Source organism: Acinetobacter sp. WCHAc060006, from assembly GCF_004209135.1.
Classification (GTDB): domain Bacteria; phylum Pseudomonadota; class Gammaproteobacteria; order Pseudomonadales; family Moraxellaceae; genus Acinetobacter; species Acinetobacter cumulans.
Genome location: NZ_SGSS01000013.1, coordinates 53,891 through 77,484 on the forward strand (window position 1 = coordinate 53,891; position 23,594 = coordinate 77,484).

20 protein-coding genes are annotated in these 23,594 nt (G+C 39.7%); 11 read left to right on the forward strand and 9 right to left on the reverse strand.

Annotated elements, in window-relative coordinates:
• Positions 1-36: 36 nt before the first annotated feature.
• Genes EXE29_RS09470 through EXE29_RS09485 form a run of 4 tightly spaced genes read right to left on the reverse strand, consistent with a single transcriptional unit; the run spans position 37 to position 4,894 of the window.
• Complete coding sequence (locus tag EXE29_RS09470) at positions 37-1,137, reverse strand: ABC transporter permease (RefSeq protein ID WP_120364516.1); 1,101 nt, start codon at positions 1,135-1,137, stop codon at positions 37-39.
• Entirely contained in the window at positions 1,134-2,264 is a 1,131-nt protein-coding gene (locus EXE29_RS09475) for an ABC transporter permease (protein ID WP_120364517.1), read from the reverse strand. The genes EXE29_RS09470 and EXE29_RS09475 overlap by 4 nt, the downstream gene beginning before the upstream one ends.
• 2 nt (positions 2,265-2,266) lie before the next feature.
• Entirely contained in the window at positions 2,267-3,457 is a 1,191-nt protein-coding gene (locus EXE29_RS09480; RefSeq protein ID WP_120364518.1) for an HlyD family secretion protein, read from the reverse strand.
• An 18-nt stretch (positions 3,458-3,475) separates the two neighbouring features.
• Positions 3,476-4,894, reverse strand: coding sequence for a TolC family protein (locus EXE29_RS09485; protein ID WP_228198767.1), 1,419 nt, complete (start codon positions 4,892-4,894; stop codon positions 3,476-3,478).
• 546 nt (positions 4,895-5,440) lie between these two features.
• On the opposite strand from EXE29_RS09485, the gene serC reads away from it, so the two are divergent.
• On the forward strand, positions 5,441-6,520 hold the full coding sequence (gene serC / locus EXE29_RS09490) for a 3-phosphoserine/phosphohydroxythreonine transaminase (protein WP_106985675.1): 1,080 nt from the start codon (positions 5,441-5,443) through the stop codon (positions 6,518-6,520).
• Between the two features lie 666 nt (positions 6,521-7,186).
• Here serC and EXE29_RS09495 read toward each other — a convergent pair.
• Positions 7,187-8,116: a hypothetical protein gene (locus tag EXE29_RS09495; RefSeq protein ID WP_106985674.1), complete on the reverse strand. Its 930-nt coding sequence runs from the start codon at positions 8,114-8,116 to the stop codon at positions 7,187-7,189.
• Between the two features lie 303 nt (positions 8,117-8,419).
• On the opposite strand from EXE29_RS09495, the gene EXE29_RS09500 reads away from it, so the two are divergent.
• Together EXE29_RS09500 and EXE29_RS09505 are read left to right on the forward strand one after the other, a co-directional pair.
• A complete protein-coding gene (locus tag EXE29_RS09500) occupies positions 8,420-8,890 on the forward strand; it encodes a YaiI/YqxD family protein (RefSeq protein ID WP_106985673.1) in 471 nt (156 codons plus the stop codon).
• 5 nt (positions 8,891-8,895) lie between these two features.
• Positions 8,896-9,801 (forward strand): DMT family transporter, encoded by a 906-nt coding sequence (locus EXE29_RS09505; protein ID WP_117007484.1) that lies wholly within the window; start codon positions 8,896-8,898, stop codon positions 9,799-9,801.
• A gap of 5 nt (positions 9,802-9,806) precedes the next feature.
• On the opposite strand, the gene EXE29_RS09510 is transcribed toward EXE29_RS09505, so the two are convergent.
• Positions 9,807-10,376, reverse strand: coding sequence for a PilZ domain-containing protein (locus EXE29_RS09510; RefSeq protein ID WP_106985671.1), 570 nt, complete (start codon positions 10,374-10,376; stop codon positions 9,807-9,809).
• 27 nt (positions 10,377-10,403) lie between these two features.
• Here EXE29_RS09510 and EXE29_RS09515 point away from each other — a divergent pair, with 27 nt between their 5' ends.
• The 3 genes from EXE29_RS09515 to EXE29_RS09525 all read left to right on the forward strand — a co-directional run bounded on the left by EXE29_RS09515 (position 10,404) and on the right by EXE29_RS09525 (position 14,855).
• Positions 10,404-11,639 (forward strand): lipoprotein-releasing ABC transporter permease subunit, encoded by a 1,236-nt coding sequence (locus EXE29_RS09515; RefSeq protein ID WP_117007485.1) that lies wholly within the window; start codon positions 10,404-10,406, stop codon positions 11,637-11,639.
• Entirely contained in the window at positions 11,632-12,315 is a 684-nt protein-coding gene (lolD, locus tag EXE29_RS09520) for a lipoprotein-releasing ABC transporter ATP-binding protein LolD (RefSeq protein ID WP_106985669.1), read from the forward strand. The genes EXE29_RS09515 and lolD overlap by 8 nt, the downstream gene beginning before the upstream one ends.
• A 116-nt stretch (positions 12,316-12,431) precedes the next feature.
• Positions 12,432-14,855 (forward strand): DNA internalization-related competence protein ComEC/Rec2, encoded by a 2,424-nt coding sequence (locus tag EXE29_RS09525; protein WP_117007486.1) that lies wholly within the window; start codon positions 12,432-12,434, stop codon positions 14,853-14,855.
• 20 nt (positions 14,856-14,875) lie between these two features.
• On the opposite strand, the gene EXE29_RS09530 is transcribed toward EXE29_RS09525, so the two are convergent.
• Positions 14,876-15,862 carry a lysophospholipid acyltransferase family protein gene (locus tag EXE29_RS09530; RefSeq protein WP_120364519.1) on the reverse strand — a complete coding sequence of 329 codons (987 nt, stop codon included), beginning with the start codon at positions 15,860-15,862 and terminating at the stop codon, positions 14,876-14,878.
• A 127-nt stretch (positions 15,863-15,989) separates the two neighbouring features.
• Between EXE29_RS09530 and sppA the strand changes: the two genes are divergently transcribed.
• On the forward strand, positions 15,990-17,027 hold the full coding sequence (sppA, locus tag EXE29_RS09535) for a signal peptide peptidase SppA (protein ID WP_120364520.1): 1,038 nt from the start codon (positions 15,990-15,992) through the stop codon (positions 17,025-17,027).
• Entirely contained in the window at positions 17,024-17,824 is an 801-nt protein-coding gene (locus EXE29_RS09540) for an alpha/beta hydrolase (RefSeq protein WP_120364521.1), read from the forward strand. Before sppA ends, EXE29_RS09540 begins: the two co-directional genes overlap by 4 nt.
• 67 nt (positions 17,825-17,891) lie before the next feature.
• Here the strand turns inward: EXE29_RS09540 and purN are convergent, their stop codons facing one another.
• Together purN and purM are read right to left on the reverse strand one after the other, a co-directional pair.
• Positions 17,892-18,521, reverse strand: coding sequence for a phosphoribosylglycinamide formyltransferase (gene purN, locus EXE29_RS09545; RefSeq protein WP_120364522.1), 630 nt, complete (start codon positions 18,519-18,521; stop codon positions 17,892-17,894).
• 9 nt (positions 18,522-18,530) lie between these two features.
• The gene (gene purM / locus EXE29_RS09550) at positions 18,531-19,601 is read right to left on the reverse strand and encodes a phosphoribosylformylglycinamidine cyclo-ligase (RefSeq protein WP_120364523.1); all 1,071 of its coding nucleotides are present in this window, start codon (positions 19,599-19,601) and stop codon (positions 18,531-18,533) included.
• Between the two features lie 134 nt (positions 19,602-19,735).
• Between purM and cxpE the strand changes: the two genes are divergently transcribed.
• The 3 genes from cxpE to rbtA all read left to right on the forward strand — a co-directional run bounded on the left by cxpE (position 19,736) and on the right by rbtA (position 23,591).
• On the forward strand, positions 19,736-20,956 hold the full coding sequence (gene cxpE, locus EXE29_RS09555; protein ID WP_117007490.1) for a chloramphenicol efflux transporter CxpE: 1,221 nt from the start codon (positions 19,736-19,738) through the stop codon (positions 20,954-20,956).
• 14 nt (positions 20,957-20,970) lie between these two features.
• Positions 20,971-21,675 carry a DnaA regulatory inactivator Hda gene (hda, locus tag EXE29_RS09560; RefSeq protein WP_106985661.1) on the forward strand — a complete coding sequence of 235 codons (705 nt, stop codon included), beginning with the start codon at positions 20,971-20,973 and terminating at the stop codon, positions 21,673-21,675.
• Positions 21,676-21,791: 116 nt separating this feature from the next.
• The gene (rbtA, locus tag EXE29_RS09565; RefSeq protein WP_117007491.1) at positions 21,792-23,591 is read left to right on the forward strand and encodes a rhombotarget A; all 1,800 of its coding nucleotides are present in this window, start codon (positions 21,792-21,794) and stop codon (positions 23,589-23,591) included.
• Positions 23,592-23,594 lie beyond the last annotated feature (3 nt).

Consider the following 23,594-nt stretch of genomic DNA (forward strand, 5'->3'; position numbering starts at 1 on the left):
TTATATTTTATTTATAAAGTAGATGAAAACGAAGAATCAATGCAATTTAGCTCTAGCGGTTAGTCTGAAATAAGCAATGGTGAAGCAAATGGCCATAAAACAGCTTAAATAAATTAATTTAGGTACGACAAGACTAGTTTCTACACCCATTTGGTTGAGTTGGATGAACATTTGTATCCCTTGGGTAGAAGGTAGAAGCATTGAGAAAGATTGCATCCATTCAGGCATCGCGGCCAATGGCCAAGCTGTACCTGTTAATAGAAAGAGCGGAATAGATGTAAATACAATGAGGTGTCCAGCGCGTTCAGGCATATCTAAAAATGAAGCTAAGAGCATGCTTAAAGAAATAATGCATCCTACATAGATAGGTACAGCAAGTAACATACCCCAAAAGTTTCCCCCGCGTGGGTAGTCATAAAGCCAGAAGGTAAAACCAAATAAATAAAAACATCCCAAACAGCCAATGAATAATATTGCAAGGAAAATGGCAACGAGTTCTTTAGGCTGGGCAGTCCAGCCTTGTTCACGGTAGCCTGCAATGAGCATGCACAGACCCAGTAATATCGTTTGATGAATAATTAAAGGCGCAACTGCTGGGAAGATATAGCTACCGTAACCAGATAAGGTATTAAACAATGGCACTTGATGAACAGAAAGAGCGGGGGAGAAATGCGAAATATTGCCAAATTTTTCTGTGTATTCCTTCAATGAGTTTTCAATTGAACTGGCCAAACCTAGGCCAATTTGTTTGGTTTTTAAAAAATTAACCGCACTTAAATATAGTCCAATCCCACCTTCTTCGCCGCGTCGTATACTTTGGCTGAGGTTTTCGGGCAATAATAAAATACCATCAGCCTGCTGATGCCGAACCATGTTCTCGGCATCTAAAAAATTTGCAGTCACGGCTTTAATTTCAACATTTGGACTTTGAGCAACTTGACCAATAATCGCTGACGTCATGGCACTTTGCTCTTCATCTACAATCACAATTGGAATGGATTGCGCTTGCTGTGCCTGATAGGCTGTTGGATAGAAAAAGCTATATAGCACGACTGATAAAATCAGTGTAGTTAAAATAGATGAATTGGCAAAAATATCCTTAAAGGTTTTGCAGAAATAATACAGCAGGCTATTCATGGTTTAAGCCCTCGTGCTTGTTTCTTTAAAAATAGATAGGCCAGCGCACCATATACGAGCGCATAGACCAACAATACCAATAAGGGCTGTACTGAGGAGCTTAAAGGGCTACCAATCACCCATTGTTCAGTTTGTAATTTGGCATAAGGGGTGTAGGGAATAATATGTGCCCAAAACTTGGTAAATAGAGGGGCATTATTTAAAGGTAAAGTCACGCCCGCAAAGCTTAAGGATGAGCCACCATAAACGGCAATCACGCCGAAGGTTTTACTTAAATTACCTGTGGCTAAGACCAAGGCACTGCTTAAAAAGGCATAGGCACTATAAAATACAATTTGAGCCAGCAGAATCAACCACAAATGGCCAGCAATAAACCAACCTCGTACATCAATCAGCCAAAACATCCAGAGCCAAGTCCACACACTAAAAATTGCGACATAGGTTAAATTCTTAGAGAGGAGGGCGTAAAACAAACCTTGCGGTTTTAACCAATCTTGAGCGCGATTAAACTTAAACTCTTGCCCAACAGCAAAGGCCACACAGCAACAGAGCAACAAATGCAATATTGCCGGAATCATATAAGGTTCTAAATAGAACTCATAATTTAAGCCTGGATTGTAAAGTGCAGATATTTTGACATTTGGTGTAGGAGCTTCCAAATAAGGAATTTTTTGTTCTAAATAATTTTGTCCTGCAAAGTTAGCGAGTGCTTGTAAGGTACTTACCAGCATGGCAGAAGAAATAGTATTGCCTACGCTAAAATAGCTTTGGTTATACATAATGCTAATTTCAGCATCTTTGGCTTGTACAAAGCGCTGTTCTGCACCCGAAGGGATCAACACATAGCCCCAAATATTATTTTGGTTTAATAGACGTTCTATTTCAGCTTGGTTTTGACTGACTGTTTGAATGTGTAGTGTTTCATTGAGTGCCAAATAGCGTTCAATGTTTTGACTTAAGGCACCGTGGTCTTGGTCTAATATTGCAATGGGTAAATGAGACGGTTTACCTTGGGCAAACATACAGCTAAATAGAACAATCACAAACAGGGGGGCAAGGCTGACCAAACACAAATCCCATTTGTGTTTTAATAAGTAGCGACATTCACGGCTGATCCCTGCCCACATACTTATGGTGCCTCTTTAACTTTAAATAAGACACTCATCCCCACTTTTAACTCGGGCATTGCCTGCTCAGGCACTAAATGCACTTTAAAGCTTCGAATATCATAACCGCCTGTTTGACGCGTCGTTTTGATGGTGGCGAATTCACCTTCGGCATCAATATTTTTTACTTTAAAGTTTGCTGTTTTATCTAAGGCAGGAACATAGCCTTGCATGGTTTGAGCCTGATAGACCGAACGGTATTGATCTTCACGAACATTTAAACTAATTGAAATGTCATCATCTAAAATAATACTGGCCACAGGCACACCGATTGCCACTAACTCAGACGGTTTGGCATAGGTTTTGGAAATGGTTCCATTTACTGGTGAGAGCAATTTAGTTTCAGCTTCAAGCGCATTGGCTTCAGCAACTGCAGCATTGGCAATGTCGACTTGTGCGTCGGCAGTAGATTTCTGTTGGGGCGTACTGCCACGTTGTGCACGGGCATATTGCTGATAAGCGGCCTCAGTCATTTGTGCAGAAGAGCGCGCGGCTGCCTGCATTTCATCACGACGTTGACGAGAGATAACACCTTCTTGAAACAAATGAGCACCGCGGGTATAGGTGGTTTGTGCTAATTCTTGTTGAGCTTTTAACGACTGCCAATTGGCGTATAAGCTGGCAATATTTTCGTCTTGTGAGCCGCGATCTGTGGTGGACTGTAAAGCTAAAGCAGATTGTAAGCTGGCAAGTGCTTGTTGTTTTTTAGCATCAACTTCTGGGCTATATAGTCGTACCAATTCTTGGTTTTTATGTACTTTTTGCCCTTCATGCACATAAATTTCTTCAATTCGGCTCGGCACTTTAGTCGCGATATGAATGGTTTCTGCCTCAACTCGACCTTGTAGTTCTACCTCTTTGGGTTGATAACTTTTCCAGAGTCCAAAAGCAATCAGTCCTAATACACAAATCAGTAGCACAATTGCAATCAGCTTCACGATGCTCGAAACGGGTTTTTTTTGCATATTTGTAGGTTCTGTCTGCTCTTGTTTCTGATTTTCAGCTGACGTGGGTGCAGATTGAGCTACGGAATGACGATTTTGAGTTGAATCTGAATGATCGAGCGTGCTGTTTGCTGTTACATCACTTTTAGCATTCGTTTCAGGGCTTGGGAGCTCTTCTGTGGTCTCTTTTGAATTTGGATCCTGATTCATACGATTCCCCATGTGAATTTAACGAATGTAGTGTGTATTGGGTTGATTGATAAAGCTTTGAAACTGCTGTATCGAGCCGTGGCTTTGTAATAATGTTGCCAATGACATGACATATTTAAAAGCATTCAATGCTGTTTCGGCTTTTAAGCCGTTCAGTGTATTTTGTGCATCAATCACTTGGGTCGCAGTACCCATATCTTCTTTGAATGATAATTGCTGTATGCGTAGGTTCTCTTGAGCTGCCTTTATATTTTGTTGTAGCAGCACATCACTTTGCTGTGCAGTTTGTGCCTCGCTAAATGCGCTAAAAATTGTATTTTCAATTTCTTGCTTGGTTCGTGCAGTTAATAGTTCAGAGGCATAACGTTGTAATTCGGCAGCTTGCACATTTTTGTTTTTATCGATACCTGAAAAAAGATTGTATTTGGCACCGACACCCACAATCCAGTTTTGATTGCTGTCTAGGCTGTATTCACCAAAGGCAAATACATTCGGCTTTTTGCTTGCCTGTTGAACTTTTACATTGGCATTGGCTAGTGCAGTGTCCATCTGCATTTTTTGTATGAGTGTGGATTCATTTGCAAAACTATCTAGCCACTGTTGTAGCGCACGTTGCGGTTGGGTGTTAATAAACAGTGGCGTGGTTAAATCGTTAATTTGGCTATGGTGTAAAAGATTATTCAGCTTAAATAAGCTGGCTTGGTACTGTGCTTGGCTATTATTGACAGAACGTGTTGCATTATTTTGAGCCACTTCAAATTGCATGCGCTGACCTTTACTGATAAAGCCTTGGCGTTCTAATTTAAGTGCATTTTGGTAGTGGAGTTGCATCGCGCTGAGATTGGATTGGCTACTGGCCAATAATTGTTTTTGTAGTTGAGCATTAAAATAGGCTTGGATTAACTCAAAACGCTGTGTGTCTTGTTGTTGCTGCGTGGTTAATTCACTGCGCTGTGCTTTGATTTTAGCAACGTCTTTGGCACTCTGGGTTAAGCCACCTGTGTAAAGAGGCATCATGACAGAGACAGAAGGACGAATCACTTGATCATCCAATACAACCTGTGACGAATCTGGAATTAAACCAACACCGTCATGGATAGGTTGTTTTAAGCTTTCTTTGAGTGGGTCTGCAATTGCACCTAAATTAAACTCATCAATTTTGGCATTTAAACCATTCGTGAGCGACTGCTCAAGGTTATTTTTAACGGCCCCTAAAGGCACGTCTAATTCATTATGAAAAGCGTATGCACGTACGTTAAGATCCACGCGGGGTAAGCCAATGCCTTTAATGGCTTCAGCTTCTAGTTGTGAGGCTTGTTGTAATGCTAAATTGGCTTGATTACTGTAGGAGTTGTTGAGTAAATCAATCTCGGCTTGTTGAAAACTCATACTTTGTGCTGTGCAGAATGGACTTGCCAGCAACGTGCAAACTAGCATTGTACATTTTGTTGCGCTATTCATTTTTATCATTGTATTGAGGCATAAATCTGCACTATTGAAATGTACGAAATATTTTAACATTCAATCGATTCTCCGTATTTTCAACTGCAGTATAAAACAAAGAACAGCTTAATTCGCACCGCATGCATATCAATTTTTTAATTCTGTTTGAAATATATACTTTATTTAGCTTGAGTATAAGCTGAAAATTGGACGCAAAACAGTATGAAGCTTAAGGAAAATTTTGCGCAATTGAAAAGGCATAGCTCACACATGAAGGTGATCTCAGTCGGTTTAAATTGGGGTAGGCATTTAGGTAATAGATCGAATGAAATTCAATCCAGCAAAAAAATTGAATGATCTTGTATGTGTAGGTTAGGAAATATTATTAGTAAAACTCACAAAAAGATCAGCGCCTTATTGAAGTTTTAGCTTTAAATGTCCGACAGCATTGAAATTTTTTCAACTTAATTTACTGCAAGCACAGGCTATCTGTGGTTAAATGCCATCATTTTATTGTGTTTCACTTTGAAAGGAAAAATCATGCGCGCGTACAACTTCTGTGCTGGTCCTGCTGCATTACCTACTGCCGTTTTAGAAAAAGCTCAAGCTGAGATGCTCGATTGGCAAGGCAAGGGTCTTTCGATCATGGAAATGAGCCACCGTAGTGCGGACTATGTTGCTGTTGCTGAAAAAGCAGAAGCAGACTTACGCAAGCTCATGAATATTCCAGAGAACTACAAAGTATTGTTCTTACAAGGTGGTGCATCATTGCAGTTTTCTGCAATTCCACTGAATCTATTGGGTAAAAACAGCAAAGCTGATTATATCCATACAGGGATTTGGTCTGAAAAAGCACTCAAAGAAGCACAGCGCTATGGCGACATTAATGTTGTTGAAGCGGGTACAACTGTAGACGGTAAGCTTGCAATTAAAGACCAAAGTGAATGGAATTTATCTGCAGATGCTGCTTATGTACACTATGCAGACAATGAAACGATTGGTGGTATTCAATTCGCGAATATTCCAGAAACTGATAAACCTTTGGTTGCGGATTTATCTTCAAGTATTTTGTCTGCACCAATTGATGTCAGCAAGTTCGGTCTAATTTACGCTGGTGCGCAAAAGAATATTGGCCCAGCTGGCTTAACAATCGTTATTGTTCGTGATGATTTGTTAGATCAAGCAAAAGCTGAAATTCCAAGTATTTTGAAATATTCTGCACAAGCAAAAAATGATTCTATGGTGAATACGCCATCAACTTATGCATGGTACTTATCAGGTTTAGTTTTTGAATGGTTACTTGCACAAGGTGGTGTAGAAGCCATTCATAAAGCCAATCTTGCAAAAGCTGAACTGCTTTATAGCTATATTGATTCAAGCGACTTTTATGCAAATCCAATTGCTAAAGAAAACCGTTCAATTATGAATGTACCATTTACTTTGGCTAAGCCTGAGCTTGAAAAACAGTTCTTGAAAGAAGCTGAAGAACATCACTTACTTAATTTGGCGGGTCACCGTTCAGTAGGTGGTATGCGTGCGAGCATTTACAATGCTGTACCGCTTGAAGGCGTACAAGCTTTGGTTGACTTTATGGATGATTTTGCAAAACGTAATGCATAATTTCTGTAGCGAAAAAAGCCCATCAAATTGATGGGCTTTTTTTGTATTTGTTTGGAAATTAAAGAATAAATGTATGCAAAATATATGCGCACATCAACATGCCTAATGCAAAAAATAGACATGACATTCCATCGACTTGGTATCGAGAATTCAGTTGGTGTTCGACGCTCTGAATATTTTCTTCTTGCACGATTTTCATAGATATTTATTTTCCGATCTATTTATCGTTAATTCCTATTTCAAGATTGCATTTTTAGCACAAATAATTGATTAAATAAAGTACTAATCTCAATTAAATAACACAATGCTTTTATTTTATTAGTCCAAGGATGAGCATCTACATTAAGCAACGTATTTTTAAGGCTATTTCTATTTCTTGCAGGCATTTTATGATTATATCGGTATATTTTTTGTGATTTATTTAAGATAGTTTTTGAATTTAAAATTGTGGATAAGTGTATTTTAAAATGAATTTAAAAAGCATTAATAAATCTAAAACTGTGGGTAATTCTATTTAATTAAAGTTTTATGACCAGCATGTTGCTTAAAAATTAATGAAATAAAATCAATGGAATATCTTTAAATAATTGATTTTAATTAAATAAAAATCCCTGCATGTGCAGGGATGATTGTTTTTTACTTTTGAAGCGAAGTCGTTACTGAGGACTAAGCTTTGCTATAAATATTCGCTTGTAGCCAAACGTTACCACGAATAAATTGACCAATTTGAAAATCTTTAAAATTCGCATCACGGGTGGCAATACGCATCAATACTGCAGGCTGGTTTTCCTCATGAATGAGCGTAACATCATAGAGCGTATAGCTTTGTTGCATAAATTGCATTTCAGTTTTACCTACAATACTGCCTTGGAACCATGCTTCATCTTCTTGACCGAGTGTTTCGCCGTATAGGTAAGCAACCATTTTAGAAAAGTTAACAGTAACAGGCGCTTTGTCATCTTCAGATTGAGGCTCCCAAGCATCGAGCAAGTCTTGTAAGTTTTCTGGCGCCACACCATTATGCTGTGCCAAAATGTCATTTAAAGCACGGTGATGTTTAATTGAAGCAGGATCATCAACCACCAATTGCTCTTGTTCAGCAACGGCTTCTAATTGATATGCCCATGCATTTAACTGTACTGCATAATTTTGTGCTTTGTCATAGTGTGCAGAATTTACGCTATATAAATTATCAAAAGCATAGACCACGCTATTGCCACCAACATTGAGTTGTAAGACCGCTTGTGTGTTGGTTGTGCAACGAATAATCCGTTCGACTTTGGCCGTAACTTTATACGGGCTATCAAAGCATGGAAATGCGGTTTTTACTGCTTTGGGTTTATTGTTTTCTACAGCAATCACTTGGGAGAGTTGCACAGATGCTTTATTTGGCCCTTGAATGAGCCATGTCGTCGCATCCATATCACATTCAGCAGTACAAAGCCCCATAGGCATAATGGGTTGATCAAGCGCTTGGCCTAACCATTTTGGTACGTCTGAGGCAGGTTGATCTGTCAGCAGGGACCAATGTTCAATATGACTACCGAAGTTTTGGTCTTCAATGGTGATAATTTCTGGTCTATTTTGATTTTTCATATACACAATTGATGCTGGGTTGTTATCTATATATTAAATCGAGGGTTATTTTCAATTTTCAAGTCAAGACATGAAAAAATCGCAATGAAATAGTGCAATTTTTTAAGAATATGCCAAAAAACCTCTCAACTATGGCCCAATGGATTGGCAATAACTGCCATTTTGTAGATTCTTTCATTCATTTTATATATGTAAATAAGTAGATTGATTTGAATTCTATGTGGTAAATCGTAGAGCTTTGGCATCGAGTTGTCATGCTTCTTTGCTACACTAGCCCTTTGTATTTTGTGTTGGAAGCATTTTTTGTTGCCATTTAAACTTTGGGTAGATGCCGATGCATTACCTCGCATTCTTAGAGATGTCATTATTCGCGCATCAGACCGTTATCAACTCGAAGTCACTTTTGTTGCCAATCAAAACGTGGGCATTACACCATCGGTACGGATTAATTCTATTCAGGTCATGAGTGGTGCGGATGCGGCCGATAAAGAAATTATCGATCGGATGAAAGAAAACGATATTGTGATGACGCAAGATATTCCACTGGCAGCGCAAGTGATTGAAAAAGGTGGGATTGCTATTCATCCACGTGGTGAAATTTACACAATAGCCAATGTGAAAGCCCGCCTTCATCTACGTGATTTTATGGACACCTTACGTGGTGCAGGGGTGCAAACAGGTGGGCCACCACCGATTTCAGAGCGAGATAAGCGTGAGTTTTCAAGTAGTTTAGACCAGACCATTATGAAACAAAAGCGTAAGACCTCGGTATAAGCCCCATGCCTTCAAAACTCAATCTCATGTCCACCTATGTGCTATTGATCATCATTTGGGCCACAACGCCCTTGGCGATTGTATGGAGTGTGGAAGATATCAACCTATATTGGGCTTTAGCACTACGTTTTTTCTTAGCTTTGCCTTTAGCTGGTGTGTTATTGCTCCTTATGCGCCAAGCATTGCCTTATGACGCACAGTCCATACATAGTTATATTGCTGGTTCATGTAGTTTTATTGGCTCGCAAATTTTTACGTATATGGCAACCAGTTATTTAAGCTCAGGCATTATTGCCTTAATGTTTGGTTTAGCTCCCATTATTACTGGGTTGATTGGTCATTTTGTTTTTCGTATGCATTTGCATCGTCTGCAATGGTTAGGTATGTGTATTGCAGTATGTGGCCTTGGAATTATCTGTATGGGTGGTAGTGGTCAGCATGTACAGCCTATAGGTATATTACTCATGCTTATGAGTGTGCTGATTTATTGTGCATCTATATTTTGGGTAAAAAAAGTCAATGCGCCTCTGAATCCAATAGCCCAAGCAACGGGCTCTATTTTAATTTCTTCGCTCATTGCATTATGTATGGTGCCTTTTATTTGGGTAGATTTACCCACCCAGATGCCTTCCACTAAGTCAGTGTTGGCCTTGTTATATGCTGTGATTATGGCGTCGCTGATTGCAATGTTCTGCTATTTTAAATTGGTGCAAAATATTAAAGCGACGACATTGTCTTTAACCACAGTGATGACGCCCATGTTAGCGATTGTGGTGGGGGCAGTATTCAACCATGAAAAATTAACATTGTTGGTATTGTGCGGTACTGCAGTTTTACTTTTTGGGTTATGTGTTTATTTTTATAAAGATTTTAGGGCGAATCGAACGCTCGCCCACAACCTGAAAAAATAAAGACCTCAGTTTTTACTTTGTGTGAGTTCTACACATTCTGCAATTTTTACACGGTCTTGCGGGTGTAAAGTAATAAAGTATGCACCCGTACGATATTTTCCATTTTCTTCCTGACGGCTATAAACTACATGCGCTGTCGCTGCAATATGAAAGAAATTTTCAGGATGACTAAGCGTCATGTGTAAATAGGTGCCTTCCATGATTGGACGGTCGCTAAAAAAGCTTAAACCTGTTTCTGAAAAATTCACATGCTCAGGTACTGGTAACATGCTTTGTACAATTGCGTCGTATAAAGAGCCCGTAATCAGGTTTAACTTTTGGTTGAATAAGGATAATATTCGAGAAATTTGTTGATCTTTTTCAGCTAATTGTTCTAATTCGTAGTTGAGCGCATGATCAAATTGATCTAACTCTGCAAGTAGTAGAAAATAGCGCGGCAAGATAAAATTAGGATCGTAAGGATCATTTAGCGCAACCTCATCAGAAATGATCTGATAGTTAATGCGCAAGGCAGCATCGATACGAGACATTACGCGACGTTCCGTTAAACCGCTTTGATGCTGTACATTTTCCATAATTAAATTACCTCGGACTAGATGGTTATGTTTAAACCGATCTCGCTATATATTGGGTTGAGGTACACTCGCGCACGGCGCAGTAACCACTTCATTTCTTTTATTGCTTTGGTTTCTATGATCGGCCTCACGTTAGGTGTGGCTGTGCTCATTACGGTCCTTTCCGTAATGAATGGGTTTGACCGTGAGTTGAAAAACCGTGTTTTGGGAATGATACCTCAAGCCACTGTTTCATCAACACAAATTTTAACAAATTGGCCCGATCTTGCAAAGAAAATTGAGCATCATTCCCATGTTCAAGGTGTTGCACCTTTTACACAATTGCAGGGAATGCTGACAGCACAAGGCCAAGTTGCTGGTATTATGGTCAATGGTATTGAACCAAAGTATGAGAAAAAAGTCTCAATTATCCAAGATCACATGATCGCTGGTAGCCTAGATAACCTTAAACAAGGTGAGTTTGGTATTGTGCTGGGTAAGCAAATGACTGACGCTTTAGGTTTGGGCTTAAATGATAGTATTACCTTGGTATTGCCTGAAGCAACGCCGTCGCCTGCAGGGGTTGTACCTCGCTTTAAGCGTTTTAAAGTGGTGGGGATTTTTAGTATTGGTGCAGAAGTCGATTCTATGATGGGCTATATTGCCTTAAATGACGCATCTACTTTATTGCGCTTACCAGATGGTGCGCAAGGCATACGAATGAAGTTGGACGACATTTTTATGGCGCCACAAGTTTCACAAGAAATTGTGCGTGAGTTACCTGCAAACTTCTATGCTTCGGATTGGACGTATACCCACGGGAATTTGTTTAGTGCGATTCAAATGGAAAAAGCCATGGTCAGTCTGCTTTTGTTCCTAATAGTCTTGGTTGCTGCGTTTAATATTGTTTCTTCTTTGGTGATGGTTGTTACGGATAAAAAATCAGATATTGCAATTTTACGTACCTTAGGTGCTTCACCGCGGACAATTACACGAATCTTTATGGTTCAAGGCACCATTATTGGGGTGATTGGTACGGTGTCTGGTGCAATTTTGGGAATTATTGCAGCTTCAGGGATTAGTGGTTTTGTTGGTTGGTTAAATACAGCATTAGGCTTACACATGTTTGATGCCTACTTTATTAACTATTTACCATCATATTTAAGATGGCAAGATGTGTGTTTAATCGTGGTGTTGTCATTGTTGTTGAGTTTCTTGGCAACGATTTACCCTGCAATGCGTGCAGCTAAAATTCAACCTGCGGAGGCATTGCGTTATGAGTAATGTAGTTTTAGATGCGCAAAATATCAGTAAGTCATTTACCGATGGTAAAACAACTGTTGATGTGATTCGTAATTTGTCGCTTCAGGTTAAAACAGGCGAGTTTATTTCGATTGTGGGTTCGAGTGGCTCAGGTAAAAGTACATTGCTTCATGTTTTGGGTGGCCTAGATCGCCCAACAACGGGGCAGGTATTTGTACAGGGACGCCGTTTTGACAATTTGGGTGAGGCTGAGCGCGGTTATATCCGTAATGAGCATTTAGGCTTTGTTTATCAATTTCATCATTTATTGCCTGAATTTAGCGCTTTAGAAAATGTAGCGATGCCATTGATGCTTCGCAAAGGGACAAATTTTAAAGAAGTAAACCAACAAGCTGAGTATTTGCTTGAACGTGTGGGATTGTCTCATCGTTTAACCCATAAACCAGGCGAATTATCAGGTGGTGAGCGTCAGCGTGTGGCTTTGGCTCGCGCTTTAGTGACTAAACCCAAACTGATGATGGCAGATGAGCCAACGGGTAACCTTGACCGTAAAACTGCGGTGAAAATTTTTGAGTTACTTTCGGAGTTACGTCAAGAATTTAATATGGCGATGCTGATTGTGACGCATGACGAGCAATTGGCAAAATCCGCAGATGCTGTTTTGCACATGCAAGATGGTGTTTGGGTCGATCACTGAGTATCATTTGAGTGCTTGGTCTATAAGCATATTATTGGAATATTCCGCTATGAATTGAAGCTCACCTCGGTGGGCTTTATTATTGCCAGCAATCATAAAATATTAGAATAAAAAATATGTTGCTTTGTTTTTGCTTGGGCTGGATTTTTGGCACAGCGTGGATGGGAACAACAGGATTTGATGCGCAGATGAGCACAGTATTGGCTTTACTGAGCTTTGTATTCATTATCATCAGTAGTAAATTTATTGCTCAAAAAGGCATTGTATTCAAAACATTAAGTACGGCATTGATTTTGTGTTTAGGTGCTTATTTGGGCTTTGCGTACGCCAATCAACAACTTAAGCAACGGTTACATTACACAGTACATCAGCCTGAAAATACCAGCATATTGGTTTATGTGCATGCTTTAAATCAATATAGTGAACACAGTATTCAACAACGCGTTATGGTGTTAAATGCCGCTCGGCAACCTTTGCAGTATTTACTTTATTTGCCTAAAACCAAGACGGTTTCATCTTCAGATTTAGAGTTGGAATTAGGTCATTATTATCAACTCGAAGGCCAGTTAAAGCCTGCGCACACTTATGCAACTGCTGGTGTATTTGATCAAGAACAATGGTTACTCCAGCAAAATATTCAGGCCACTTTTAGAGTTAAACGTGCCATAGCGCTAAATGAAGCTCAAATTAAAGCATTGGGTTATAGCGATATTTTGTATCAACAGCAAAAGTTAATCCCTCAGTTTCGTCTGTGGACTGAAAAACAAAGGCTGGCGTTTAGAGTCAAAATCTTTCATTTGCCCTTAGCACATAAAGGATTGTTACTGGCCTTATTAACAGGAGATAAAAGCTTATTAGATGAAGCGACCGTAGATCAATTTCAACGTTTTGGCATCAGTCATTTGTTGGCCATATCTGGGCCCCATGTCTTAATTTTTGCCATGTTGATCTGTTGGATCATCACGCGTTGCATACGCAAATTTGCACCGCGGTTGTATTTAAAAATACCACGCCAATTTATTTTAATTTGGCCATTTATGGGCTGTGTATTTGTGTACTGTGCTTTTGTGGGTTTTGAAATTCCTGCAATGCGAACTTTTATTATGACGGTCGTTGCCAGTGGCATGTTGGTTTTACGCTTAAGAGTCTATGCCCTTAAGTTATTGGTTTATAGTGCAACGCTTTTATTGTTATTTGATCCTTTTAGTATTTTATCGGCAGCGTTTTGGTTGTCTTATGGCGCATGTTTTATTTTACTCAGAATTTATCAAACACTTTGGCTACAACAGCAATCGCTTGAAGCCAATACGGCTTGGTGGGTCAAACTGCGCTTATCCCTTCATGTGCTGATCACATCACAATGGAAAATTTTTATAGCACTTTTTCCCATGATGGCACTGTTTTTTAAGCAGGTGGCTTGGATTGCACCTTTAAGTAATTTATTGGCAATTCCAAGCTTAGGTTTGGTGGTTGTACCTTTAGATGTGCTGGCGGCGTTCGTTAATTTTTTTGCGCCGGGCATTGCATCGGTGATTTTTCAATTCAATGATTTTTGTCTAACGCTACTTTTGAGCCTATTGAATGTAATTGACCATGTATTTAATCCACAATTATTAAATATTACTTTTAATCCTGCGACGATTTTACTTCTGAGCCTATGTATTTTTATTTTTTATCTTCCAGATGGCATTGTACCGAAAGCGTGGTTGTTATTAGGTTTAGTTGCGATTTGCTTGAAGTCCTATACACCGCAACCTTTTCAACTCACGGTATTAGATGTAGGGCAAGGTCAGTCTATTTTGGTGCGTGAAGGTCGGCACAGCATGATGGTCGATACAGGTGGTTATTATGATGAGCAGAAATTTAGTATTGGTAAGAATATTATTTTGCCTTTTCTGTCGAGGCAAGGACTATCAAGCATAGATCAATTGGTGTTGACGCATTTAGATCAAGATCATAGTGGGGCCTATTTTTCTATACAAGATCAACTGGCAATTAAAAGCTTATATGCCAGTGAGCATGTAGCTGTGCCTAATGCAACACAATTTGAATACTGTCAACAGGGACAAGTTTGGCAATGGGAAAATGTACAGATAGAAGTCCTTTCACCCAATAATATACAAGCGGTGAGAGCAGGGGCTGAGCGTAATGAAAACTCATGTGTGCTGTACATTCGAATGAACCATGCAATGCCTTATCAATCCTATTTATTGATGGGGGATGCAGGCTGGCAAACGGAATATGAGTTATTAAAAGCTTATCCAAATTTACAAGTCGATGTGTTGGTCTTGGGCCATCATGGCAGTCGACACAGTTCATCATTTGATTTTTTACAGCACTATCAGCCTAAATTGGCTATTGCATCGGCTGGAAAGTGGAACCGCTATGGACACCCGAGTAAAGAAACTCTGGCAAGACTGAAGGCTTTAAATATCCCGCTGTTGAGTACAGCCGAAAAAGGCAGTATAGAATTTAAAGCCAAAGATGGTCGAATACAGCTCATCGCATTTCGAGATCAATGGCAATGGTTAAATCATTGAGCTCGAAATTTGTTGAAGTGTTATGCCTTTACGGTATTTTGCGCAGTGTAATCCACGTGTTTTAAGTGTGCAGTCTCTGAACGCAATGTTTGCACAATTTCAATCGCTTGTTCAGGTGCTATGTTATAAATATCTTCTAAAGCAGGATTGGCCTTAAAGCGTTTATAACTCCAATGATAATGTTCTGGATAACGGCGAATCAGATTTTCTAGAGCTGAGAAAATTACACCTGAGCCATCATTTGCCGTACCTTCATAAATACGTGAATCTAATTTTTCGATGTGTATATCAAAAAGCCCATCTTCATTACGCATTGCATAGACAAATAAAGCACCACATTTGGTTTTTTGAATCAGTTTAGCACTCAGATTGCTGGTTGCCAGGGGTAAACCAAAATACTCAATCATGTCACCGCCAACATTAGGGGTATGATCAGGTAATATGACGGTCATACCGCCTTGTTTGAGCGCTTTGAAAATTTGGCGCACACCAGATTCATCTGTAGGGACAAGTGTGGCTTGCTCTCGGCTACGTGCATTACGCACAAACTGGTCCGCAGTTTCATTTTTGACGGGTTTGTACATGATGGTCATTTTGCTGTGTTGGGCAAACCAAGCGTTCATTACTTCCCAAGTACCAAAATGTGGGACCACCAAAACTAAGCCTTTATTTTCAGCTAAAGTTTCGTGAAAAAACTCTTCGCCATATACTTTATTTATACGCGCTAAATTTTTCTCAGCAGATGAACCCCAAATGCTAAAAAATTCAAAATATGAACTTAACTCATTACGAATCGCTTGTTCTGTAATTTTTTCACGTGTTGTCTGATCGAGTTCTGGCAGTGCAATATTTAAATTTAAGCGAATTGTGGCAGAAGTCTTTGAAATTTTGAAAGTATTGACCAATGCCGCTAATCCACGAGCAAAAAAACGCGAGAACTGAATCGGCATACGACTGATAAAACTCAATGCACGGTGGGTGGCGTTATGAGGGCTTTGATCATTCATGTTTTATTGGATTATTTCAAAAGCAGAAAAATTAAATTAATTATAGGCGAAATTGCGTGGTATAGACAGTTTTCACCATTTACATGTATATAATGGGACAACATTATAATTGAATATTGGATTTTTTATGTCCGATTGGCCACCAAAGCCTGAAAGTGAAATTCAGAAGACAACATCAACAAATAACGTCCATCAGCCAACTGGCAATGAATGGAAAATCTTAGAAAAAGCGGTTTTAGCGTCAGTTGAAGAGCAACGTCGCACACGTCGCTGGGGGATTTTCTTTAAATTTTTGACCTTTGCTTACATCCTTTTTGTATTGGTTGCTTTAGGTAAGGGCTGTAGCACTGCTAGTTCAACATCAAGTGATGTAGCAGCTTCAAGTTCACACATTGCAGTTGTGGATATTGTTGGAACGATTGCAGCGGATAAACAAAGTGTAAATAGCACAGATACCATTCGTTCATTAAAGCGTGCTTTTGAAAATAAACAGAGCAAAGCTGTGGTGTTAAATATTAACTCACCAGGTGGTTCACCTGTTCAATCTGACGAAATTTGGCAAGAAATTCAGTATTTAAAACAACAGCACAAAGATAAAAAACTTTATGCTGTGATTGGTGATACTGGTGCTTCTGGTGCATATTATATTGCTTCGGCAGCAGATGAAATTATTGTAAACCCATCAAGTTTAGTTGGCTCAATTGGTGTGATTATGCCAAATTATGGCGTCAATCAATTGATGCAAAAGTTAGGTGTAGAAGATCGCACCATGACTTCGGGTGAAAACAAAGCCTTACTGTCGATGACTCAACCTGTAGATCCTGCACAAAAAGCACATGTACAAGGTGTATTGGATAATGTCCATGACCACTTTATTAATGCGGTTAAACAAGGTCGTGGTAAAAAACTAAAATCTACAGATCCTGCGATTTTCTCTGGTTTATTCTGGACTGGTGAACAAGCAGTCAAATTGGGTATTGCAGACCGAACTGGCAGTATTCAAAGTTTAAAACGTGAATTAAAAACTGATAAAACTGTGAATTATACTGTTGAATATAGCCCATTCGATTCAATTTTAGGTCATATGGGGGCTTCATTTGGACAAGGTTTTGCAACGTCTCTAAGTCAGCAAGTACAGACTGAAGGTAGTGCAAAATTACAATGAAGCCGATTATTCATTTTGCACATGCCAATGGTGTACCTGCACAAGTGTACACCAAGTTTTTTCAAGCACTTGAAGATGACTTTGACGTGATTTATGTGCCACTTATTGGCCCAGATCGCCGTTATCCTATTGATAATCATTGGCAGGGTCTGACACAACAACTGATTGATAGTATTGTAAGACAAGCCAAAGGGCGCCCAGTCATTGGTCTTGGTCACTCTTTAGGTGCGGTACTAACTTTTAAAGCAGCGCAGCAACGTCCAGAATTGTTTTCACAACTTATTTTGATGGATCCGCCATTTGTGACTGGCACTGCATCATTCATGTTACATGTAGTGAAAACTTTGAAGCTTAAAATGTTGGATAAGTTGTCACCTGCAGGACTGTCAAAAAATCGTCGTGATCATTGGGAATCTCGTGAGCAAGCATTTACATCTTTAGTGACGAAAGGCTTTTATAAAGATTTCGATCCAGAGTGTTTTCAACACTATATTGACTATGCTCTGACTGAAGACCATATTCGCGGTGGTGTAGAACTGACCATTAGCAAATATGATGAAGTCAAAATGTTCAACACGAATCCGTCTTGGTATTGGCTACCACAGTCAAAGACCAAAGTTCCTGCACAGTTGCTGGTGCCTAAAGGCAGTCCGTTTTTGCAACATAAGTTCCCGCAACAGGTGAGCAAAAAATTTGACATACCACTACGTATGACCGAAGGCGGGCACATGTTTCCATTAGAGCAACCTGTCGAAGTTGCGAATTTGCTTAAGCAGTTGCTTGCAACAAAAAATTAGCAGAACTAAGGTTCAGCACAATAAAAAACGCATCCTAGGATGCGTTTTTTTATATCTGATATACGGCTTAAAATTTGCAGAATTGAACTGCTTCAGTCATTGGATGACCACGGAACAGTACACCATTTTCAGTGTGTTGAATGGTGCCAGTGCAAATCCATTCAGCTACTTGTGGGTAAATGATGTGTTCTAAAACATGTACGCGGTTTGCTAAGCTGTCAGCAGTATCATGCGTATTCACTTTAAGCACCGCTTGTGCAAGCGCTTGGCCAGCATCGAGTTCTGCAGTCACGTAATGAACTGTACAACCATGTAGGGCATCACCTGTATTGAGTACACGTTGATGCGTATGCATGCCTTTGTAATGAGGCAATAGAGAAGGGTGAATGTTGATCATTTTCCCTTCCCAAGCATGCACAAATTTGGCACTTAAAATCCGCATGAAGCCTGCAAGAATGACTAAATCAACATCCCAGTCGAGTAGTTGCTGATGCATCACATCATCAAAGGCTTCACGATTTGGAAATTGTTTATGCTCAATCACTGCAGTTGCAATGTTTGCATTTTTTGCACGTTGTAGTGCAAATGCTTCAGGTTTATTTGAAATGACTCCAACAATTTGCCCAGATAGATTTGCATCGATTAAGGCTTGAAGGTTAGAGCCACTTCCTGAAACAAGAACAGCAATTTTAATCATTGGAAGTGCTTATGCAAAAATCACACGGATTTTTTCGTCAGCGCCTTCAATAGATTCAGCATTGTCTGCAATATGACCCATTGCGAATGCTTTTTCGCCAAGACTATTGAGCAATTCAACTGTTTTTTCTGCATCTGCAGCATCAACAACCAATACCATACCTACGCCACAGTTAAATGTGCGGTACATTTCAAATTGTTCAACACCACCTTCTTTTTGAAGAAGTTTGAACAATTCTGGCCATTCCCAAGATGCTTCATTGACTACAGCTTGAGCACCATTTGGAAGTACGCGAGGTAGGTTACCTGGTAAACCGCCACCTGTGATGTGCGCCATTGCGTGTACATCAACTTCTTTTAATAACTGAAGAATTGGTTTGACATAAATGCGTGTTGGTTCCATCGCTGTATCAGCAAGTGGACGACCATCAACGATTTGAGTCATATCAACGTTTTTCACATCTAAAATTTTACGAAGAAGTGAATAACCGTTTGAGTGCGCGCCACTTGATGCAACACCAACTAAAACGTCACCCGCTTTAACTTTAGAGCCATCAATAATTTTGCTTTGCTCAACTACACCTACGCAGAAGCCTGCAAGGTCATAATCTTCACCTTCATACATGCCTGGCATTTCAGCAGTTTCGCCACCTACAAGCGCACAGCCTGCAAGTTCACAACCTGCGCCAATACCTGTTACGACATTAGCCGCAACGTCTACATTTAAGTGACCTGTTGCATAGTAATCGAGGAAGAATAATGGTTCAGCACCACAAACCAAAAGATCGTTTACGCACATTGCAACCAAATCTTGACCAATTGTGTCATGACGGTTCAAATTCAATGCTAAACGTAATTTAGTACCAACACCATCTGTGCCGGATACGAGGACAGGTTCTTCATAACCTTTAGGAATTTTACAAAGTGCGCCAAAGCCACCTAGACCGCCCATTACTTCAGGACGTTTTGTGCGCTTAGCGACTGATTTGATACGATCGACTAACGCGTCGCCCGCTTCAATGTCGACACCTGCATCTTTGTAGCTTAAACCAGTGTTTGGGGTAGAAGTTGAGTTGCTCATAATGAAGTCTCCGCATTCGCGCGGCGATTATAACCTGAATAAACGAAACTCTTATGTTATTTATGCGCTAAAATGCTATCTTTATTAAAATATTTCTCTTTTATAACGATTACACTGACATAAAGGTGAGTTTTATGGGCGATCGCACCTTGCGCCGCATTTTTATTCTGGCTGGCATTGCACTTATTCTTTGGGTTATTTATTTACTCAAACCTGTGGTGATTCCTTTTGTAGGTGCTTTTTTAATCGCCTATTTGTTTAGTCCTTTGGTGAATAAACTACATCGAATTGGCTTACCTCGCTGGATATCAATCAGCGTAGTATTTGTCGGTATTGGTGTCGCATTAACGATTGCCATTTGGTACTTGGTACCTCTCATTTGGCAACAATTAATGTATGCAAAAACAAATATTCCTGCAAATATTCATTGGATTAATTATACCTTTCTGCCATGGCTGTCTCATACATTTAATCTTGTGCCAATGGAAATTGACACCGAGCAGATGTCGGCGGCAATCATGGAATATATCCAAACAAATTATAGTGCAGACAGCATTCAAGCGATGTTGATGAAGGTTGCACAGTCTGGTCTGAACTTTATCCAAATTGGCGGTACGGTTGTACTTATTCCAGTGATTGCTTTTTATTTTTTACTGGATTGGGAGCCGATGCTTGAGCGTATGCGTCGTTTAATTCCTCGCCAATATGAAGCTAGCACCATGACAATTGTAGGTGAATGTCACAGTGTATTAGGTGCATTTGTAAAAGGTCAGTTCTTGGTGATGTTTTTGCTTGGCGTGGTATATGCAGTCGGGCTACAAGTTATTGGTTTGGAAGTCGGTTTAATTATCGGCATGATTGCAGGCCTAGCCAGTATTATTCCTTACTTAGGTTTTGCGGTAGGTATTATTGCTGCTGTCATTGCAACTTTCTTCCAATTTGGTATGGATTGGATGCAGTTGGTACTGGTGCTGGTTGTATTTTTAATTGGTCAGGCTGTAGAAGGCTATATTCTACAACCTTTCCTTTTAGGCGATAAAATTGGGTTATCACCTGTTGCAGTAGTTTTTGCTGTTTTGGCTGGTGCACAGTTGGCTGGTTTCTTGGGCATGTTGATTGCATTACCTGTTGCTGCGGTTATTGTGGTGTTATTGCGCCATGCGCATGAGACTTATGAACGTAGTACAATATATGTTGGTGCAAACGCACATGTGAATACTCATGGTGCAGGTTCAATTAGCATTGAAACCGAACAAGCCAATATTGATATTGAATTGAAAGACAGCGCGCTAAATACACTGCAAGACGCTGAAAATTCGAGTAAGATTGAAAAACCAGAAAATAAAGATAGATAAGGCCTGCTTAATAAATGCGTCAATTGCAATTAGATATAGAACCCCAACTTGATGCCCGAATCAGTGATTTTTCAGGGCCGAGCTGGGGGCATGTCATTGATGCGGTTCGACAGCTACATGCAGGTCTCATGAATCGCTTTTATGTTTATGGGGGAGCAGGGTCTGGAAAGAGCCATTTACTCTCGGCGATTTGCGATTCATATCTGGAAATTGGTAAAACCGCGATACAAGTTTCGTTGTTAGAACTGTTAGATGCCCCGACAGAAGCGATTACATCGCTCGATCGTTATGATCTGGTGGCACTAGATGACATTGAAGCGATTAGCGGTGTACCACATTGGCAAAAAGCAGTATTTCATTTAATCAATTATAATAATGAAGGCGGTGGGCAGTTGGTGTTTTCATCCCGCTTTGCACCCATTGAGCTCAAACTAGAATTACCTGATTTACAGTCGCGTTTAACACAAGCGGTGAGTGTAAAGGTGCCAAATGGTAGTTTATATGCAGATCGACAGGCTTTGGTCACTTCAGTGTTGAACCGTCGAGGAATACATATTGACCCGCAAATCATAGATTATTTACTTTTACATGGCCCGCATCAAACCTCGGTATTATTACAAACGCTTGAGCAGTTAATTCAACTACTTAAAGGTGAAAAGCTGAAAATTAGCCATGCAAATTTACGTCAAATTTATGCACTGATTGATGAATACCGTTAATCGATAAAAAACTTGAGTAATTGCTCTAGCTGTGACAAAGTACACAAAAATAGTATGTAGCTGTCAGGAACGAACAGCGAAATATAAAAAGATAAAAAAAAATCAAGGAGAATGTGATGCTCAAACGGAGCATAGTCATGGGTTTACTGTGTTTTGCAGGGCACGCCTATAGTGCTGAAATTGCAGTAACAACGACTGATGATAATGATGTAGATGATAGTGTTTGTTCTCTACGTGAAGCAATTCAATATATTAATGCAGGCATGCCAAAAGAAGGCTATCACGGCTGTGGTGGCGAGAGTGCCGTCTCAATTATTTTGCTTGAAAAACAAGCAACATATAAATTAAAAAGCCGTATTGATATAAAAGCAGGTTTGACCCTTAAAACCACCTATGATAGTACTGAAAATCAATCAGTCGCGGTTGGCTTAAACAATGCCACGATTCAAATGGATGGCCAAGATCAAATTTTCCATATTGATGATGGCAATAAAGCTTTGATTACAGTCAACTTCCAAGAAGTTTCTTTTCAAGGTTGTGGAAACAGTGCTTGTGCAAGTTTAGGCGGTATTATTTATAATAATGAGAAATTAACACTGCAAAGTAGTGCATTAAAAGGTGGCCGTGCAGATAAAGGCGGTGCTATTTATAATGTTGGTTTTTCAAGTGAAAGTGCCTCTTTAGGCAGCGTCGTTCAAACTTATAATGTGCTCTTCGAAAATAACCAAGCCAATAACGGAGCGGCGATTTATAGTGTTGCGCCAAATTTCTGGATCGCTTCTTCTGTATTTAAAGGAAATACGGGCGATGTGACGATTTATACCGAAAATCCATTGGCGAATGCAAGTTCATTAGTTTTTCCAGCACGTGATCATTTAATTACCAATTCAACATTTTTTAAAAATTCAGGTTTTGCACTGAATCTTAAAGATGGCATTGGTTTAAATAACCTCACTATTATTAAAAATGGTGGTGGTGTTTTGCTAGATGTTCAAGACGGACAGGGATATCTTGCAAATAGTATCTTGTTGGGCAATGGTACTGCCAGTGGCTCAATGAACTGTAAAGTTGTAGATCAAAGTACCGATAAAAGCGTTATTTATAACAACTTACTGACTGCTGAATGTCCAACGGCGGCTGTTGAAAATAATAATACGGTATGGGCAAAAAATGATTTAATTGCGGGTGAAGACGAAGGTGTTTGTAAGAATCTAAATGATGATACAACTTCATTATTGTGTCCATATAGCGTTCCTAACAATGCATTTTTGGGTTATTTGCGTCCACGTATTTTAGTGAGCTTTGCCGATATTTTTTCTGGCCCTATCTTGAATAAAGGCCAAACTGAAGCGAATGGAAATAAGCAATTCGTAGCGTGTGAAAGTACGGACCAGCGTGATAAGAGTCGTGAAACAAATAATTTGTGGTGCGACCGTGGTGCAATTGAAATTATTGTTCCAACCAGTATTCCACGTATTGGTGATGACATTAAACCAGGCCAAACCGCTAAATTTAATATCCTTCAATACTTGGGGGATAGCGATTTAATTCCAAAAGAACAATGTGATGCTGTTGTTGGTAAAAACCCAACAGGTGCAGCTTGGCAAGATGGATGCTTAGTCATCAAACAGACTCAAACGGTATCTAAAGGAAAAACAACGCTCAATTTGAATGGCGATTTAGAATATATTCCAAATGGTGCTTGGCATGGCGCTGATATTTTTGAGCTTCAAGTCGTAACGTCTTCAACACGTTATAACCCAGCAAATAAGTATATTTCTGCGGAAGTCCGTATTTATCAAGAACCAGACAACGATATTGATAGTAAGTCTGTAAAAACCTCCGGTGGCGCATTTGGCCTTTATGGATTAATGGGCTTGTTTGGATTGATTGGTTTACGCCGTCTAAAAAAATAAGAA

Bases quoted from the DNA above. Each gene is read 5' to 3' on its own strand.
- EXE29_RS09470 (WP_120364516.1), bottom strand. From the start codon at position 1,137: ATGAATAGCCTGCTGTATTATTTCTGCAAAACCTTTAAGGATATTTTT.
- EXE29_RS09475 (WP_120364517.1), bottom strand. From the start codon at position 2,264: ATGTGGGCAGGGATCAGCCGTGAATGTCGCTACTTATTAAAACACAAA.
- EXE29_RS09480 (WP_120364518.1), bottom strand. From the start codon at position 3,457: ATGAATCAGGATCCAAATTCAAAAGAGACCACAGAAGAGCTCCCAAGC.
- EXE29_RS09485 (WP_228198767.1), bottom strand. From the start codon at position 4,894: ATGCTAGTTTGCACGTTGCTGGCAAGTCCATTCTGCACAGCACAAAGT.
- serC (WP_106985675.1), top strand. From the start codon at position 5,441: ATGCGCGCGTACAACTTCTGTGCTGGTCCTGCTGCATTACCTACTGCC.
- EXE29_RS09495 (WP_106985674.1), bottom strand. From the start codon at position 8,116: ATGAAAAATCAAAATAGACCAGAAATTATCACCATTGAAGACCAAAAC.
- EXE29_RS09505 (WP_117007484.1), top strand. From the start codon at position 8,896: ATGCCTTCAAAACTCAATCTCATGTCCACCTATGTGCTATTGATCATC.
- EXE29_RS09510 (WP_106985671.1), bottom strand. From the start codon at position 10,376: ATGGAAAATGTACAGCATCAAAGCGGTTTAACGGAACGTCGCGTAATG.
- EXE29_RS09515 (WP_117007485.1), top strand. From the start codon at position 10,404: ATGTTTAAACCGATCTCGCTATATATTGGGTTGAGGTACACTCGCGCA.
- lolD (WP_106985669.1), top strand. From the start codon at position 11,632: ATGAGTAATGTAGTTTTAGATGCGCAAAATATCAGTAAGTCATTTACC.
- EXE29_RS09525 (WP_117007486.1), top strand. From the start codon at position 12,432: ATGTTGCTTTGTTTTTGCTTGGGCTGGATTTTTGGCACAGCGTGGATG.
- EXE29_RS09530 (WP_120364519.1), bottom strand. From the start codon at position 15,862: ATGAATGATCAAAGCCCTCATAACGCCACCCACCGTGCATTGAGTTTT.
- sppA (WP_120364520.1), top strand. From the start codon at position 15,990: ATGTCCGATTGGCCACCAAAGCCTGAAAGTGAAATTCAGAAGACAACA.
- EXE29_RS09540 (WP_120364521.1), top strand. From the start codon at position 17,024: ATGAAGCCGATTATTCATTTTGCACATGCCAATGGTGTACCTGCACAA.
- purN (WP_120364522.1), bottom strand. From the start codon at position 18,521: ATGATTAAAATTGCTGTTCTTGTTTCAGGAAGTGGCTCTAACCTTCAA.
- purM (WP_120364523.1), bottom strand. From the start codon at position 19,601: ATGAGCAACTCAACTTCTACCCCAAACACTGGTTTAAGCTACAAAGAT.
- cxpE (WP_117007490.1), top strand. From the start codon at position 19,736: ATGGGCGATCGCACCTTGCGCCGCATTTTTATTCTGGCTGGCATTGCA.
- hda (WP_106985661.1), top strand. From the start codon at position 20,971: ATGCGTCAATTGCAATTAGATATAGAACCCCAACTTGATGCCCGAATC.
- rbtA (WP_117007491.1), top strand. From the start codon at position 21,792: ATGCTCAAACGGAGCATAGTCATGGGTTTACTGTGTTTTGCAGGGCAC.